The organism is Pseudomonas fluorescens HK44 (assembly GCF_000217955.3).
Taxonomy (GTDB): domain Bacteria; phylum Pseudomonadota; class Gammaproteobacteria; order Pseudomonadales; family Pseudomonadaceae; genus Aquipseudomonas; species Aquipseudomonas fluorescens_AQ.
Genome location: NZ_AFOY02000015.1, coordinates 1,025,133 through 1,042,317 on the forward strand (window position 1 = coordinate 1,025,133; position 17,185 = coordinate 1,042,317).

At 57.8% G+C, this 17,185-nt stretch carries 11 protein-coding genes; 3 read left to right on the forward strand and 8 right to left on the reverse strand.

Going from position 1 to position 17,185, the window contains the following annotated elements; translation table 11 throughout:
- Positions 1-22: 22 nt before the first annotated feature.
- Positions 23-2,497: a UvrD-helicase domain-containing protein gene (locus tag HK44_RS17425; protein ID WP_019690212.1), complete on the reverse strand. Its 2,475-nt coding sequence runs from the start codon at positions 2,495-2,497 to the stop codon at positions 23-25.
- Between the two features lie 276 nt (positions 2,498-2,773).
- Here HK44_RS17425 and HK44_RS17430 point away from each other — a divergent pair, with 276 nt between their 5' ends.
- Complete coding sequence (locus HK44_RS17430) at positions 2,774-3,469, forward strand: pirin family protein (protein ID WP_019690211.1); 696 nt, start codon at positions 2,774-2,776, stop codon at positions 3,467-3,469.
- Positions 3,470-3,692: 223 nt separating this feature from the next.
- Here HK44_RS17430 and pgm read toward each other — a convergent pair whose 3' ends face one another.
- The 4 genes from pgm to HK44_RS17450 all read right to left on the reverse strand — a co-directional run bounded on the left by pgm (position 3,693) and on the right by HK44_RS17450 (position 10,017).
- A complete protein-coding gene (pgm, locus tag HK44_RS17435; protein ID WP_019690210.1) occupies positions 3,693-5,339 on the reverse strand; it encodes a phosphoglucomutase (alpha-D-glucose-1,6-bisphosphate-dependent) in 1,647 nt (548 codons plus the stop codon).
- 125 nt (positions 5,340-5,464) lie between these two features.
- Positions 5,465-6,865 (reverse strand): PLP-dependent aminotransferase family protein, encoded by a 1,401-nt coding sequence (locus tag HK44_RS17440; protein ID WP_024265029.1) that lies wholly within the window; start codon positions 6,863-6,865, stop codon positions 5,465-5,467.
- A gap of 55 nt (positions 6,866-6,920) precedes the next feature.
- Positions 6,921-8,396 (reverse strand): hypothetical protein, encoded by a 1,476-nt coding sequence (locus HK44_RS17445; protein WP_019690208.1) that lies wholly within the window; start codon positions 8,394-8,396, stop codon positions 6,921-6,923.
- 598 nt (positions 8,397-8,994) lie between these two features.
- The gene (locus tag HK44_RS17450; protein WP_019690207.1) at positions 8,995-10,017 is read right to left on the reverse strand and encodes a zinc-dependent alcohol dehydrogenase family protein; all 1,023 of its coding nucleotides are present in this window, start codon (positions 10,015-10,017) and stop codon (positions 8,995-8,997) included.
- A gap of 267 nt (positions 10,018-10,284) precedes the next feature.
- Here HK44_RS17450 and HK44_RS17455 point away from each other — a divergent pair, with 267 nt between their 5' ends.
- The gene (locus HK44_RS17455; protein ID WP_019690206.1) at positions 10,285-11,199 is read left to right on the forward strand and encodes a LysR family transcriptional regulator; all 915 of its coding nucleotides are present in this window, start codon (positions 10,285-10,287) and stop codon (positions 11,197-11,199) included.
- A 399-nt stretch (positions 11,200-11,598) separates the two neighbouring features.
- Complete coding sequence (locus HK44_RS17460; RefSeq protein ID WP_019690205.1) at positions 11,599-13,143, forward strand: Fic family protein; 1,545 nt, start codon at positions 11,599-11,601, stop codon at positions 13,141-13,143.
- A 558-nt stretch (positions 13,144-13,701) separates the two neighbouring features.
- Here the strand turns inward: HK44_RS17460 and tcuA are convergent.
- The 3 genes from tcuA to dmpG form a co-directional block, all read right to left on the reverse strand.
- Positions 13,702-15,168, reverse strand: a complete 1,467-nt coding sequence (tcuA, locus tag HK44_RS17465) for an FAD-dependent tricarballylate dehydrogenase TcuA (protein WP_019690203.1) — start codon at positions 15,166-15,168, stop codon at positions 13,702-13,704.
- Positions 15,169-15,279: 111 nt separating this feature from the next.
- Positions 15,280-16,125 carry an alpha/beta fold hydrolase gene (locus HK44_RS17470; protein ID WP_019690202.1) on the reverse strand — a complete coding sequence of 282 codons (846 nt, stop codon included), beginning with the start codon at positions 16,123-16,125 and terminating at the stop codon, positions 15,280-15,282.
- 28 nt (positions 16,126-16,153) lie between these two features.
- A complete protein-coding gene (dmpG, locus tag HK44_RS17475; RefSeq protein ID WP_024265030.1) occupies positions 16,154-17,182 on the reverse strand; it encodes a 4-hydroxy-2-oxovalerate aldolase in 1,029 nt (342 codons plus the stop codon).
- Between the last annotated feature and the right edge of the window lie 3 nt (positions 17,183-17,185).

Sequence of the window (17,185 nt, forward strand, 5' to 3'; positions counted from 1 at the left end):
CTGATTTCCTGCATCGCCCTGTTCAGACCGACTGTTTGCCAACTCGCTGATCGGCGAAGAAAGGCTTGCCCTGCGCGATCCTGTCGGATGCCTTGGGCATATTGACTGATTGATTGTCCTGGCCATCGACGTACCAATAGCAGTGCTTCACTGCCCGGGTGATGCCAACGTAAGCCAACCGCAGAATCTCGTCTTTCTGCGCACTGTCATAAGGCTCCGCGTCACCATCCTTGCCCAAGCCGGCCATGCGATAGACCTGATTCTTGTACGGTGAGCTGGTCAGGTGCTGGCAATCGCCGAGCAGGAATACCGCATCGGCCTGAAGCCCCTTGGCACTGTGATAGGTCAGCTGCTTGAGCCGTCGAGCCTCGAATGGCAAGCTGGAATCAGCATTAACTACAGGATAAATATGCTCTTCAATCAATAACTTATCGCTACTTTTTCGATACAGCATCAAGATTGAATCACCGTTTCGATAGTGTTCCGTCAGGCGCTTGGCCATGGCCGAATCATCCCGATCATGGACGTTGACCGGCAGCAGTTCCCCAGGCTCGCCACTGGCCTTGGCTTTTTTGCCGGGAATCGCCGGTGCTGCGCGCACGATATGCTCGGCAGCGTCGATGATGTGCTGATGGCTGCGGTAGTTTTCGCTGAGCATTACCCGCGTGGTACAAGGCGACGGAAATTCCTTGTTGAACTCCATGAAGTACTTCGGCGAACTGCCGCGCCAGCCATAGATCGACTGCCAGTCATCGCCGACGCACAGCAGCGACGAGCGTTGCGCCCCGCGCCCGATGTGCATGGCCGGACCACGGCTGCGGATCTCCATCAGGGTTGCGCGAATCCAGGAGACGATTTGCGGGGAAACGTCCTGAAATTCATCGATCATCAAATGCGACATCGGTCGCAGCAGCTCATCGCTCAGCAGTTTGAGGTTTTCTGGCGAATGCTCACTGAACAAAGCGAACATCCGGTTGTAGGTCATCACCGGCGGCGACTGATCCAGCAGGTGATCCTCCAGGGCTCGCCAGTACAGGCTGAGCGCTTCAAAGAACAAACGGTCCGGATCGTCCTTGGCGAAACTCATCTGGCCCACGGCAGCCGGAACATCCAGCCCAAGGTTTTCGATAAAACTGGCCGCCGCGACAAAACAATCGAGCAGCGGCGCGGAACCCAGTTCACCCTTGACCTTGTAATCGAACCCCGGCCCGGCGCTGGCATCCCCTGCCAGCGTGGCCAATACGCGCTTTGAAGACTCATAATTATCTAACCAAATCAAAGGCTTACGACAGAAAGCTTGAAACAGGGTGCGCTTGACTGCCCATTCGGCGCGAACCGTCAGTTTGGCATTGGGACGGCTGATTTGCGGGTTTTCACGGGGGTCGAAGCCTAGAACCACCCAAGCATCGAGCGTCGGGATGTAACCGTGACTGTGGAAGGTCGAACCGTTGATCTCGAATGTCTGGCGGCTCGGCTCAATGCCCTTGATCGGCCAGGCGCCGGCGCGAATCCATAGATCTTCGACGACATCGCAGAGTTCTTCATCGCGCTTGGCCGCCAGTTCGGTCACCGCCATGCGTTTTTGCACATCCGGGTGATCGCGCTCCAGCTCCTTGAGCTGCAAGGCATGACGGGACAGCGGCGTGATCAGTTCACGAAAGCGCTCACTTTGAGTAAACAGCCGGTGAAAACAGGCATTGAGTTGTTGGCGCTGGGTGTCGTTGATCCGCAGATCGAACGGGTTGCTGTCGACCTCTGCGTCATCGAACAGCGAACGGCCGCTGAGATTTTCGAAGGCCTGCAACCGCTCGAATCCCGGCAGGCTGCGGACCATCGGCAGAATGCGTGAGTGGAAGGTTCGCACCAGGTCGCGGGCGTCTTTCTGAGAAAGCGCACGGCCCCACACGGCAAACAGCCCGATCAGCTTGTTGATGAAGTCCTTGCGCGATTCGCGGGTGAACGTCACCACGGTCAACGAGTCGAGTTCAAACCCCAGGTAATGGGTCAGCAGCAAAATGCGCAGCGCCAGGGTCGTCGACTTCCCGGCGCCCGCCCCGGCGATCACCGATGTCGAAGGGGTGTCGCTGAAGATCATCTTCCACTGTGCGGCGCTCGGCTGCGCCGACTCCGGCAACAAGCGGGCGACATCGGCCTTCATGCGCTTCTTGATCTCGGCACTCAGCGGCAACCGCCAGTCGTCGAACAGGTTTTCATCAATACGCGGCGCCGGATGCTCGGTGGATCGGCTGTCGCGAATCAGTAGCACCTGGCGGCCTTCTTCTATTCCCTCAAGCTTGCCTTCCTTGTAGCCGTAGTCGACGCCTGCGCTATGACCGCTGCGAAAACCGTCAGCCTGGCCATGCAGCCAGGACGCCCGGTGCTGCGCGCGCAGGCGATTGAGGCCGTGGCCAAAAAAACGCGCGGCCAGGCGTTTGAGCAACGGCATCTCGGCCAGGGGCAAAAGCTCGGAAGGAAGATCGGGATTGTGACGCGGCACGCTGACTCCAGGGTGTGAGGCTGTTGCAGGCTATGGTGTCTTCATTTGCCGGCGAGTTCTAGTCAAATGCTTATCCATCATTGGTTTAAGCGATGAAGTGAATGCTGAGACGTAGAGTTTGGCCTTCGATTAACATCTAATAAACTGATCAGATTAAGGTAGTTTTTACGCTTTTTATCGATTGTTGACTGATAGATGATGCTTGCCATCAACCACCGGTTCTCGTTTTGCGGCTCAAGCGTTCCGCCCCATGACGAACCTTTTCAGGAGACGATCATGCTTGAACTCAGACCCTTCAACTCCCTGGGCGGCGCCCATCATGGCTGGTTGGATGCCCATCACCACTTTTCGTTCGCCGAGTACCACGACCCCAAGCGCATGAACTGGGGCAACCTGCGGGTGTGGAACGACGATGTGATTGCACCGGGTACCGGATTCCCGAAACACCCGCATCGGGACATGGAAATCATCACCTACGTTCGCGAAGGTGCGATCAGCCATGAAGACAACCTGGGTAACAAGGGCCGCACCGAAGCGGGTGATGTACAGGTCATGAGCGCCGGTACCGGGATTGCTCACAGCGAGTACAACCTGGAGTCGACGGCGACGAAGATTTTCCAGATCTGGATCATCCCGAATGAAACCGGTTTGGCACCGTCCTGGGGCGCCAAACCGTTTCCAAAAGGTCAGCGCGAAGGTTTCGTGACCTTGGCCAGCGGCAAGGCCGGCGACGACCAAAGCCTGCGGATCCGCGCCGATGCACGGTTGGTGGCGGCAAACCTGAAGGCTGGCGAAACCGCCGAGTATCGACTGGACAACGGTCGCCGGGCGTACCTGGTGCCCGCCACCGGAGTCATTGAAGTCAATGGCTTGCGAGCACAAGCTCGAGACGGTGTAGCGGTTGCGCAGGAGCAGGTGCTGCGGGTGACCGCCATCGAGGACAGTGAAATCGTGTTGGTGGATCTGGCTTGATGCGCTGAAAGCCAGATGCAAAAAAGGGGTGACCGTTTTGGTCACCCCTTTTTTTTTCGGCTGTAAATGTGGCGAGGGAGCTTGTCGGAACGGCGCACCGCCCCGTTGGGTTGCGAAGCGACCCTAAAATCAGCCACCGCGAGTATTCAGATGGAATACGATTGCCGGATTACGACCGCTTCGCGGCCGAGCGGGAGCAAGCTCCCTCGCCACAGGCCCTCAATTACTTCACGCTGATTGCGCTGTCCACCAGTGTCTGGGCTTCGCTGACCAATTGCTTGAGGTGATCGTCGCCAATGAAGCTTTCGGCGTAGATCTTGTAGATGTCCTCGGTGCCCGAAGGACGGGCTGCGAACCAGCCGTTTTCGGTCATGACTTTCAGCCCGCCGATCGCCTGGTCGTTACCCGGCGCCTTGCTGAGAATGCTCTGGATCGCTTCGCCAGCCAGTTGTGTCGACTTGACCTGCTCCGGCGACAGTTTGCCAAGCAAGGCTTTTTGCTCAGGGTTGGCCTTGGCGTCGACGCGTACCGAGAACGGCTCACCCAGTTCATCGGTCAGTGCGCGATACGCCTGGCTTGGATCACGCCCTGTGCGAGCAGTCATTTCAGCCGCCAGCAAGGCTGGAATCAGGCCATCCTTGTCAGTGCTCCAGACGCCGCCATCCTTACGCAGGAACGAGGCACCGGCACTTTCTTCGCCGCCAAAACCCAGCGAGCCGTCGAACAGCCCGTCGGCAAACCATTTGAAACCGACCGGCACTTCGTACAGACGACGATTCAGACGCTTGGCAACGCGGTCGATCAAGCCACTGCTGACCACGGTTTTACCCACCGCCGCATCGGCCCGCCATTGCGGGCGATTCTGGAACAGATAGTCGATGGACACGGCCAGATAGTTGTTCGGCGCCAGCAAGCCACCGGACGGGGTGACGATGCCATGACGGTCGTGGTCCGGGTCGCAGGCGAACGCCACGTCGAAACGCTCTTTCAGACCGATCAGGCCTTGCATGGCATAACTCGACGATGGGTCCATGCGAATCTGGCCGTCCCAGTCGACGGACATGAAGCGGAACGTTGGATCGACCTGGGTGTTCACCACCTCAAGGTTCAGGCGGTAATGCTCGGCAATGGCCGACCAGTAGCGCACCCCTGCTCCGCCCAGCGGGTCCACACCCAGGCGCAGGTTGGCGCCACGGATGGCGTCGAAGTCGATCACGTTGACCAGATCGGCGACGTAGGTATTGAGGTAGTCGTGACGATGGGTGGTGCTGGCCTTGAGTGCCTGCTCGTAACTGATGCGTTTGACACCGGCGAGCTTGTTGGCCAGCAACTCGTTGGCCTTGGCCTCGATCCACTTGGTGATGTGGGTATCGGCCGGGCCACCGTTGGTGGGGTTGTATTTGTAACCGCCGCTTTGCGGTGGGTTATGGGACGGCGTGATAACGATGCCGTCCGCCAGACCCGACGTGCGGCCGCGGTTGTAGCAAAGAATCGCGTGGGAAATAGCCGGCGTCGGCGTGTACTCGTCGCCTTCGGCAATCATCACGGTCACGCCATTGGCGGCGAGGACTTCCAGCGCACTGGCGCCGGCCGGCGTCGATAGCGCGTGGGTGTCGATGCCGACAAACAACGGGCCGTCGATGCCCTGCGCTTCGCGATACAGGCAGATGGCCTGGCTGATGGCCAGAACGTGCCATTCGTTGAAACTCAGCTCGAACGAACTGCCACGATGGCCTGAAGTACCAAACGCAACGCGCTGGGTCGAAACAGAGGCATCGGGCTGGCCGGTGTAATAAGCCGTTACCAGTCGCGGGATGTCGACCAACAACTCTACGGGTGCCGGTTTGCCCGCAAAAGGACTGAGTGTCATGCAAAACCTCTGAAAAAGAGTGGTTCAGGAATGGGGAGGCAGTTTACTGGCAGTTTGACCAGAGAGCGACGATATCTATCCGGACAAAATCTATCCAGACATCCACAGGCTATATTGACGCCCGGTCAATCGATGAGTTCAAGCCTCAACGCATCCGCCAGCATCGTCAACGCAGCCTCCAGGTCGTGCTGCCCGCTGAACGTGTGGCTGAGCCTGACGTTCTGCGAATGCAGCCCATGCAGGCTGAACAGTTCGCCGGGGGCAATCACTACCTGTTGCTTGAGCATGCGCTGGAAGACCCGCCGCACATCGACCGGCCGTAACGAGCGCGCCCAGATGGTCGCCCCGCCCGCCGGCTCGACAAACTCCAGCGAGTCGCTCAGACGGTCCTGCAGCATCTGGGTCATTCGGCTTTTACGCTCTTTCAACAGCCTGCGCATCACCAGCAAGTGCTGGTCGATACGGCCACTGCTGTACAAGCGGGCGATGGCTTTCTGACGAATCGGCGACAGGCGAAACGAGCGCAGCAAAAAATGCCGCTGCAACTCCACGCTCAAATGCCGTGAAAGCAGATACCCGTAAGGCGCCTCAGGTCCCATGAGCTTTTCGAAGGTGGAAAACACGATCAGGCGATCAGGATCGAGCACATCGCGAAAACGACGTTCGTTCGGCTCATGAGCGAGTTCGCCGTACACGTCGTTTTCCAGCACCCAACTGCCGTGTTGTGCCAACAGCTCGGCGGTGGACTGCCGGTTGTCCGACGGCATCAGGCTGCCGCGCGGCATGCTTACGCCTGACGACAGCACCACCAGGCGAACCGCTTCGGTCTGGAGCAAATGCTCAAGCAACTCAAGGTCAAGGCAGCCGTTGCTGTCTATCGGCAACTCGATCACCTGCACGCCAGCAGTCTGAAACAAACGCAAAATGCCCCAGTCGCAGGGCGACTCCACGAGCACGGTCGCGTCCTTGAGTGCCAGTACTGCGATCAGTATTTCCAGCACTCCCCGCCAGTCGGCACCGATGTAAACATCATCGGCGTGCCAGCAGCGTGCCGGTGAAGTGGTGTAGCGTGCTGCCAGCGCGGTGCGTAATTCCAGCTCGCCACATGGCTGCGAGTGAAGCTGCGGTTGGCGTGGATACTGGCGCACCAATTCCCGCTCCAGCAGTAACAGAGGACTGTCCAGCGACTGCACAAGCGCGGGCTCGTCGATACTCAGGACCAGCATCCCCGGGCGCCTCGCACTGACATAGACCGTTTCAAGCAGGTCGTTGCCGCTGCTGAACGACGGGTTCAAGGAAACCGGCAACGCGTAGTAGCCGGACTTTGCTACCGAATACACCCGCCCTTCTTTCTCCAGCAGCGAATAGGCGTACTGAATAGTTGAAATCGACACGCTCAAGCGGTCTGCCAGCTGCCTTAACGAAGGCAGCTTGATCGGTGTTTCTGTCGCCATTTCATTGATCAGGCTGGTCAGGTATCGGTACACGGCCTGGTAGGCAAAATCGGTTTCCCTTTGCCCCTTCATGAACACTGGCCAATCGCTGTGCAGGTATTTTTTGAATCGGTCAAACCAGACTCCTTCAACGTCTCGCTGACCGTTCACTCAGCGCGTCACCCACCTCGAACTCTCCCGCGCCTTCAGCACTCAAGCCCGATTCACCCGCTTGGAGTCCGATCCCGGACACCGAACGCATGCCGTAGAGCTTGCAGATCAGGCTGACCGACAAACCACTGACGTCGATCATCCATTGCATGACTTGCTCAGGGGCGGTACTGCCCTGCATCGCTTTGTGCAGTTCAGGCATCGCCACCAACATGCCGGGATGGCAGCGGCGCAAAAAGTGCTCGAGCCCGGCACCGGCATCGACAAAGGGGGCGAACAGCAGGCACAGCTGCTGTGTTTCATTGAGTCCCAGTGCTTGCTGAGCCTCGGCCGACGCCAGGGTCCGAAGTTCAGCCATTGCCTGCGGATTGCCGTAGACCTCCAGCACCTGCTCGCAAAGCCGCTCGGGCAGATGTCGTTTACGCATCTTCAACAACGCCCGTTGTATGTACTCGCTGAATCCGCTTTCGTAAGCCAGGCCGTTCACGAAGCAGGCCTGCAAGCCCCGTAAATGGGCCGAGAGCAAAGGACTGGCGAATTCGTTTTCGCGTAGGTGAGCGTCAATTTCATCCGGTTGCAGCCCGATAAAGTCGCTCAGCAATGGCCAGCGCTCTTCCATGTTACCGGTCACCAGGTCCTGGATATCGATGTAGTCTGCGCCGCGTCGCGTCTCAAAACTCTCGCGTGGCCGCCACTCGACCGTTTCATGGCCCGCATAAAGCTCGCGATAACAATCGCCGCCCAACTGATCGAGCGTTGAAAATAATCCTTCAAAACTGAAGGCCGGATAAGTGATTGCCGGCAGACCGGCCTTTTGCGCCTCGCGCAAAAGGCCGGCCAAAAACCGCTTCTGCTGACGTACGGTTTCACCGCTGATCAACGCATCGACACCACCCTCCCATCGCCCCATCTGCGAGTAGAACTCGCCTGTCGCCAGATAGCCGTCGCTACACGCTTCAAACACCCCGTCAGCCCCTCGCAAATGGCCGAGCATCAGCATGTTGGTGCGATTCAAATCGCGGCCAGACTCAGACATCGGTGTCAAATGGCTGAAGGGCAACACTTCGCGGTTATCGACCATCACCACCTCGACCCGAGGATCGTCGTAGACGAACAGAGCACCGTAGCTGCTATGAATATTCTCCATGACCGTCGGTGTCGTCCCGCCCAGACGTAGCGTGGCGACTCGCAGCTGGAAGGTCGCTGGCGCTCTGCCCGCGATACTCAACTGCGCGGCACGCAGGAATGCCAATGTGTAGCAACTGTCGCGCGTTCCCGAGTGCATCATCAGCACCTTGTAAGTACCGATTCTCTCCATTCCCCCGGCAGCCACCACCAGACGCTGGATCAACAGCTGCAATGCAGTACGTTCCGCGCGAGAAAAGAAACTCAGCAACCGCTGCAAAACTTGCTGATAGACATAGCTCATCGCTTGATCATGAGTTGTGCTCATTGTCATTTACCTGATATTCAAAAAGTCGGCTTCGAACAAACAATCATTTGCTTGTACGACCTGCAATCGGTGCTGGCTGGTTACGGCTTATCGTGAGTATCCGCTGTCAAATGCTAACACTTTGATTGTGGTAACCATTTGAAACGATTGTTAAAGAAATAACATTCACGACCGGGCCGATCGCCCACACCCCCCGAGATTAAGAGCCCCGACGGACCGAGAGGACAGCCTAGGACTATTCCGACAACGTCCCACAGACAATGAGCACAAGAAATAAAGAAACCAGAACAGGGCAACACTTCCGCAACTAACAAGCGAACCGCTTACTTGCCGTGTTTTAACATGAGGTGCAGGTGAGCAGTGGTCCGTATGCATAGCACCCAAACCCGTGCCCGTTAAAAAAATAGGCCCAGCCATGACTCATTCCTTGAGATGAAATTAATCATTCAATTATCAGGGCTTATATGATGATTAGAAGATACAGATCAGGAGCAAAAACCAGTTCAGTTGCTGAACCGGCAGAGAACAAAGAGGCAGGAGAGGTGTGCCCGGCCAACAAACACGCAAGAGTCCGTTAACACGGACTCTTGCGCAAGCGTCATGCAGGTTCGACTTGAAGCGCTACGCGTTCGCGACACGGACACTCATCCATGTAACGGTGTGCCTGGACAAACTCGCTAAACGGGAAGACCCGGGTCTTGAGTGGCAGCAGTACACGGTCAGCCGTCAACTGGTTGATATCGCGCAAGGCCCGTTGCAGTGCGACCTGGTCCTGAATGATCCCGAGTTCCGGTTTGCCCGTGAAGTTGCCGATGCAGTGCACGAAGAACTGAATGTTTTTCTGAAACGCTGCACAAGCCGGGAACGGAGTCTGGTTACCACCTTGCAAGCCATACAGCACCAGGCTGCCACGAGGCGCCAGCACGTCACCGAGTATCGACATCTGGGGACCACCGAGGCCATCGAATACCACATCGACACCGCGATTGTCGGTGAACTTGTTGATCTGCATGAGCAGATCCTGCTCTTCAGTGACAATCACTTTCTCGGCACCCAGGGATAACAGGTACTCGCGCTCGCTGGCCGTTTTGGTCGCGGCAATGACCCGCACACCCAAGGCCTTGCCCAGTTGCACGAAGGAAGGGCCGGCACAATGGCTCGCATCGGTCACCAGTGCAAACTGGCCGGGCTTGACCCGTGCCAGATCGGCGTAAGCAAAGTAGGCAACCAACAGCGGCGTGTAATGCACTGCCGCTTCAATCGGGCTGAGCACATCCGGATAACGCGTCAGCGCCGAACGTGGCAGCACGATCTGCTCGCCGTAAACGGGATAGTCATTGGGACTTTCTGCCGGGAAGCTGGCGACCTTGTCACCCACGGCCAGATCATCCACACCTTCGCCGACGGCGGTGACCACGCCGGCCATTTCATGACCAAGACCCGATGGCAACCGGGCATGGGAAGACGCCAGATTCTGGCGCCAGAGGATGTCGTACCAACTGATGCCGATCGCTTCGACACGCACCTGCACTTCGCCCGGCGCTGGCAGGGCTGCCGCATGCTCTTCGCATTTGAGCACCTCGGCAGGACCAAACTTGTGAAAACGGATCGTGCGGGACATCGCAAACCTCGTCAAAGTAACCTCTAATGCCCTGAACTCTATCTGGGCTTTCTGACCAAGACCATCAGTGGTTATTAATAGTCGACATGCCTGTCATTGATTCCGCAGCCCCGGCAATACGTCCATCAACGTAGAAATCCGAACCCGCATTTTGGGAAAAATGAATTACTCGGTGCAGAGTAACAGCCTTTCCCCGTAAGATTCATGCGGGCCATTGTTCTCATATGGCCGCTCTCGTCAAGTTTGCTGACTCTGCCAGGACTCCAGATGAATCGTAATGACCTGCGTCGTGTCGACCTGAACCTGTTGATCGTGTTCGAAACCCTCATGCATGAACGCAGCGTGACCCGCGCGGCGGAGAAGCTGTTTCTCGGCCAGCCGGCCATCAGTGCGGCGTTATCGCGCCTGCGCAGTCTGTTCGACGACCCGCTGTTTGTACGTACCGGCCGCAGCATGGAGCCTTCGGCCCGTGCGGTGGAAATCTTCGCCCTGCTCTCTCCGGCGCTGGATTCGATTTCTACCGCAGTCAGTCGCGCCGCTGAATTCGACCCAGCCACCAGCACCGCGGTGTTTCGCATCGGCCTCTCGGATGACGTCGAGTTCGCCCTGCTGCCGATGCTGTTGAAGCGCCTGCGTGCCGAGGCCCCCGGCATCGTGCTGGTGGTGCGACGCGTCAACTATCTATTGATGCCGAGCCTTTTGGCGTCAGGCGAAATCTCGATTGGCGTCAGCTACACCACAGACTTGCCGGCCAACGCCAAACGCAAAGTCCTGCGACGCAGCATGCCGAAACTGCTGCGCGCCGACTCGGTACCTGGCGCCTTGAGCCTGGACGACTTCTGCGCTCGCCCCCATGCTCTGGTGTCCTTTGCCGGCGACCTCAGCGGCTTCATCGATGAAGAACTGGAAAAACTCGGACGCAAGCGTCACGTAGTACTCGCGGTTCCGCAGTTCAATGGATTGGGTACGCTGTTGGCCGGCACCGATATTCTCGCCACCGTGCCGGACTACACCGCCGATGCACTGACCGCCGCCGGTGGCGTACGCGCCGAAGACCCGCCGCTGCCGACACGAACCTTCGAGCTGCACATGGCCTGGCGCGGCTCGCAGGACAACGATCCCGGTGAACGTTGGCTGCGCTCGCGGATTCAGATGTTCTTCGGGGATCCGGACAGCCTTTGAGCAGGGCATAAAACAGGCTAAAAACCCTGTAAATACCGTGATTCAAGCCCTATTGCATTCCACCGTCTGCGCCCAGCGCCATTGTATTCCGGGGGAATATTGGGGGGCCTGAATCTGTCGCCAAAAGCGGATCTACAGGCATCGGTCAACCCTTGAACACCCTGCTGGGCGGTTGCAGGCCGAGCACTCCAATGGCGACCAGGGCGTGGGCTTCCCTGACACTGACTCAAGGGCGAGTGTCCAACGAGGCGCCTCCGGATTTTATCGTTTTCGGCGACAAATGCTCATTCGTTAATAAATTCAAGTGAACGTTAGCGTTTTTGCGCCTACTAAATTATCGTTTTCGCGTACCATCCCCTTCTGCTTATCATTTTTTAGCTCTGGTTAGGGAATTCGACAATGCAAGTAGGCTTCAAGGCTCTCGCCGATCGCTACGCTATCGCGCTTGCACAACCCCTGCGTGTCGAATCGGTGATCGGTACGACACGGATGAGCCGCGAGAGCAACGGACATGTCGAGAGCAAGTATCCCGCCAGCTACCAGCCGGTGGACAATTTCGCGGGGCATTTCGAGTTTGGGCTCAAGTACGAAGAAATTCACCTCGAGTTTTTCGCCCGTCTGTTTGCGGCTGTTGGTCCAGAGTCCATCGAAGCCTGGTGCCGGCAAGCGCCCTTTGGCCAATATGCCCGTCGCACCGGATTCCTGTACGAGTGGCTAACCGGACAGCATCTGGATGTGCCAGATGTGACCAATGGCGGCTATGTCGATGCCGTTTCATCGCAGCAGTACCTGACCCGCGTTGAGCCACTGCGGATACGGCGCTGGCGCATCAACGATAATCTGCCCGGCGTGCCGGAGTTCTGCCCCCTGGTCCGCCGTACCGACACCCTACAGCAAGCGCTGCAATTTGACCTGGATGCGGCACTGCGCGAGCTGAACCAAACCTTTGGCGCCGACATCCTGATGCGCACGGCCAGTTGGCTGACGTTCAAAGAGTCGCGTGCGAGCTTTCTGATCGAGAAAGAGGCAGACCAAGCCGACAGGATCCAGCGATTTGCCCACGTAATCGCCAAGTACTGTGGTCATATCAAGGATCCGTTGAGCAACGATAGTCTGCACACGTTGCAAGCCGGTATTTTGGGTCATGAGGCCTTCGGACTGGGCCTGCGGCACTCGCCGGTCTTCGTAGGACAGGCGACCATGCGCGAGGACATCGTGCACTACATTGCGCCGCAGTTTGAGGTGCTAGCGCAACTGCTCGATGGCCTGAAAGCATTCGAGCTGGCAACACGGGGCGCCGAGCCGCTGGCTCGAGCTGCGGCCATCGCCTTCGCCTTTGTGTATATCCACCCCATGCGAGACGGCAATGGTCGGATCCATCGCTTCCTGATCAACGACACCCTGATCCGCGATAAGGCGGTGCCTGATGGCGTGATCCTGCCGGTGTCGGCCACCATCACGAGCTCGATCGATTTTCGGGCGCGCTACGATCGTACGCTGGAGGTGTTTTCGCGGCCATTCATGCAACGTTACGCAGCGTCCTATCGGTTTGGCGAACTTGTCGTCTACGAGGACGGCACCCCGAGCAACCTGGTCTTCGATGACTACGATGACGCGCAGTTCGCATGGCGCTATCCCGATCTGACTGAACACGTCCTGTACACGGCGCAGGTCGTGGCGCATACGGTCCGTACCGAGATGGCCGATGAGGCCCGTGTGCTGGTCATATTCCAGCGCGCCCAGGAGCGGCTCAAAGAGGTGGTAGAAATGCCGGATCAGGACGCGAACCGCATCATTCGCTCTCTCAAGGAAAATGGCTGGCAGGTATCCGGCAAATTGAAGAAAGCGTATCCGCAGCTGGACGACGCTCACCGGGCGGAACGTGTTGTGGAAGCCGTGCGCTCCGCATTCGAAGAACGAGAAGTGGGGAGTGGCGAAGAGTGATCTTCAACCTCACGTCTCTGTCTTTCACAACACCTGGTTCCCTGGACCGAAAACAGATCGAAGGTGAAAGTAGCAGGCCGAGAAAAGAGCGGCATAGTGGAACGATTGACGCGTCAACCACCTTGAAAAACGCCGCTATCGAGTTCTATCTATAGCCAATCGGGGGAGCAGTCATCAGGTCGACGGTATCAATTGCATGGATAGGCTCGAAGGGCTCAGACCTCAACGAAAACGTGCGGGCTCAACACCACTAAACACTTGGATATTTGTCGTAGGCCATGAGCCGTTCTTTCTATTGCGGCCATCCCTTAAACGTAACAGGCAGGCTGCAGGGGACGTTAAGAACCTGGCATATATATACCTGCCCTGCGAGGTTTTGCTTAGGTTCGAGACTTCCCAGCCAGAATGGCAACGCCAACAATGCCAAGGCAAGTAACGTCAGAATTATTTTTTTTATGTTCATCCCTTATATCCAGCCTGTAGTGCCCGGAAGTCAGGTCTTATTCGGCTAACTAAGGGCCTGGGCAAGACATCCCTCTGGTCAGCTTAAGGAAACCGTCAAATCTGCAAACGGGCAGCTTCGGCACCAGCGATACGTCCCAGTACCGAGCCAGAAGTCAGGCCAGCGCCGCCAGCATATTTGACGTAGTAGAGATTGCCGACCAATTCACCGGCGGCGTACAGGCCAGGAATCGGCTGGTCTTCCTCATCAATGACCTGCGCGTGGTTGTTCACCTTCAACCCACCGAATGTGAAGGTAATGCCACACGTCACCGCATAGGCGACGTAGGGCGGTCGATCCAGTGGGTTTGCCCAGTTGGATTTTGGCATCGCCAACCCTTGAGTCGAGCGACCATCACGCACTGCCGGGTTGAAAAGAACACCCTGGTTCACCGCCGTGTTGTATTCACGGAGGGTTTCGAGCAGTGCATTGGCATTGACGCCTTCGAGTTTCGCAGCCAACTCTTCGAGGGTGTCGGCCTGAATACGCGTGGCCTGACGTACGCGATATTCGTCCGGCAACAGGTCGTGGCTGTGTTGGTCGAATATCTGCCAGGCGACACCACCCGGCTGCTGCATCACTTTGGCGCCCATCCCCGAATACGTGTAGTTGCGAAAATCCAGACCTTCGTCGATAAAACGCTTGCCATCGCTGTTGACCACCACGCCAAGGTGGAAATAGTTTTTCTGCTGGTTGAGCCGGTTGATATCGCCATGTTCCGGCGCATTGACGTCGTAGAACACCGCATGGCAACCGGACCAGTTGCCATGTGCCACAGCCCCGCTCTCCAGAGCCATGCGAATTCCGTCGCCGGTGTTGTAACGCGTCCCGCGCACCTTGGCCAGATCCCAGCCTGGTCCCAGGTATTTTGCGCGCCACGCCAAATTGGCATGGAAGCCACCCGTGGCGATCACCACGGCTTTGGTCAGGAAGCGTCGACCATCGGCGCAACGGATCATCCACTTCCCCGACTCGTCGCGAGCCAGCCCCTGGGCTCGACAGCCGTAGTGCAGCTCAACGCCATCTTGTTCGGTGCGTCGCAGCAGCGCCTCGACCAAGCCCAGTCCGCCGCCGGAGACCTCGATAGTCAGGCCTCCCCAGAAGCGGTACTTACCCTCCACTTTGAATGCCTGGCGACCGTAGATCGGCATGAACCGCACTCCCTTTCCGGTCATCCAGTGCAAGGTTGGCAGGCTCTGGGAGACGACCGTGTCGAGGACTTCCGGATCGGAGCGGTACTGACTCAACGTCGCCAGTTCACCGAAAAAATCGTCCTGGGTGTAACTGCCGAAATCGCTGTTTTCGATCTCGCTGTCGAGCAGGTCCGGCATCAACTGGCGCAGGTCATCCACGCCTTGATAGGCGACGCGAAAGGCGCCACCCGTGTGTGCTGAATTACCCCCCCGATGCTCATGGGGTGCTCGTTCGAGCAGGGCCACTCGAGCCCCTTGCTCGCGCGCGGAAAGTGCCGCGCAAAGTCCGGCGTTGCCACTGCCCAACACTATTACGTCGTAGTGGTGCATATCCGTTCCTGATCTATCTGCTTGTGATGAAGGAGGTAAGTCATCCGTGTTCGATGCCCCCCTGCACGCAAGCGCACAGGGAGGCTTGAACAGCACTGTTCAGGCGAGGGCTTAGTGCTTGAGGAAATCGATGACCAGACGGTTGAACGCAGGGGCATGTTCCCACTGCGCCCAGTGCCCGCATTTACTGAAGACGTGCAGACGCGAGTCAGGAATCCCGTTGAGCAGCTTCAGACTCCAGTCGATAGGTACAAAACGGTCGTCGCGGCCCCAGGTGATCAGGGTTTTGGCCTTGATATCGGGCAAGTTGTCGGTGAAGTCACCCATCTGGAACTTGCTCAGGTCGACACTCTTCAGGAAATTTTCCAGGTGATGCGGTTTGTCCAGAATGCTCTTGAGGCGCAGACCGATCAGTTCTTCGGTGAGAGCGCTCGAATCGTAGACAAAAACATTGAGCATTTTTTTCAGGTTTTCCAGGGTCGGTTCCCGGTAAACACCGAACAGCAGCTTGATGCCTTCCATGGGTAGCGGCGTGAAGATACTGGTGCGGCCCACACCTCCTGATCCCATAAGGATCATTTTGTCCAGGCGCTCAGGTGAGGCCACGGCAAAGCCCAGTGCGGTGCCGCCGCCCATGGAGTTGCCAACCAGGTGTGCCTTATCGATATCCAACCCATCCATCAGCGCTTTTACCGCGCGGGCATTTATCACGAAACGTGGCTCGGCAGTGACCAATGGGTCGGATTTACCAAACCCGGGGCAGTCCATGAGAATGACCCGGTAACCGGCGTCGACAAAATCATCCACGTTGCGATGGAAGTTGGCCCACCCCGTTGCCCCGGCGCCAGAGCCGTGGATCATGATGACGGTTTCGCCCTCGCCGGCTTCGTTGTAGTGGATGTTCCACTCGGGGGTTTGTACGAACTTGCTGGTGGAGGCTTCAGTAAATGTGCTCATTTTTATTTTCCTGTTATTGATGCGGTATTCAGAGGGAAACGCTGTTGCGTAGATCGAGAGCAACGTCAACGATCATGTCTTCCTGACCGCCGACCATGCGCCGCCGGCCCAGCTCGACAAGAATGTCCACGGCCTTGAGGCCGTACTTTTCTGCGGCGACTTCGGCGTGGCGCAGAAAGCTTGAGTAAACGCCGGCGTAGCCCAGCGCCAGTGTTTCGCGGTCGACGCGCACCGGCCTGTCCTGCAGCGGACGGACGATGTCGTCGGCCGCATCCATTAGGGTGTAAAGGTCCGTGCCGTGGTTCCAGCCCAGGCGCTCGGCAGCGGCAATAAACACCTCCAGTGGGGCATTGCCGGCACCGGCGCCCATGCCTGCAAGGCTGGCGTCGATGCGGTCACAGCCCTCCTCAACGGCGGCAATGGAGTTCGCCACGCCGAGGCTCAGGTTGTGATGGGCGTGCATGCCGGTTTGGGTTTCAGGCTTAAGCACTGCCTTCAAGGCACGGAAGCGTTCGCGGATATCCTGCATGCTCATCGCGCCGCCAGAGTCGACGACATAAATGCACGTTGCGCCGTAGCTCTCCATAAGCGTGGCCTGCCTGGCCAAATGCTCGGGGGCGATCATGTGACTCATCATCAAGAAGCCGACGGTATCCATGCCCAGTTCGCAGGCGCACTCGATATGCTGCCGGGAGACATCCGCCTCGGTGCAATGAGTGGCCACACGAACGATCCGCGCACCGGCGTTGTAGGCTGCCTTAAGGTCATGCACCGTGCCGATGCCGGGTAACAGCAGCGTGGCGATTTTGGCGTGGGTCAACACGTCGGCCGCCGCTTCAATCCACTGCAGATCGGTGTGGGCACCGAAACCGTAGTTGAAGCTGGAACCTTGCAGCCCATCGCCGTGGGCGATTTCGATGCTGTCCACTTTCGCCTTGTCCAGTGCACGGGCGATATCCTGCACGTTCTGCAACGAATACTGGTGACGGATCGCATGCATGCCGTCGCGCAGGGTGACGTCGGAGATATAGAGTTTCTTGCCAGGGTTGAAAGTCATCAT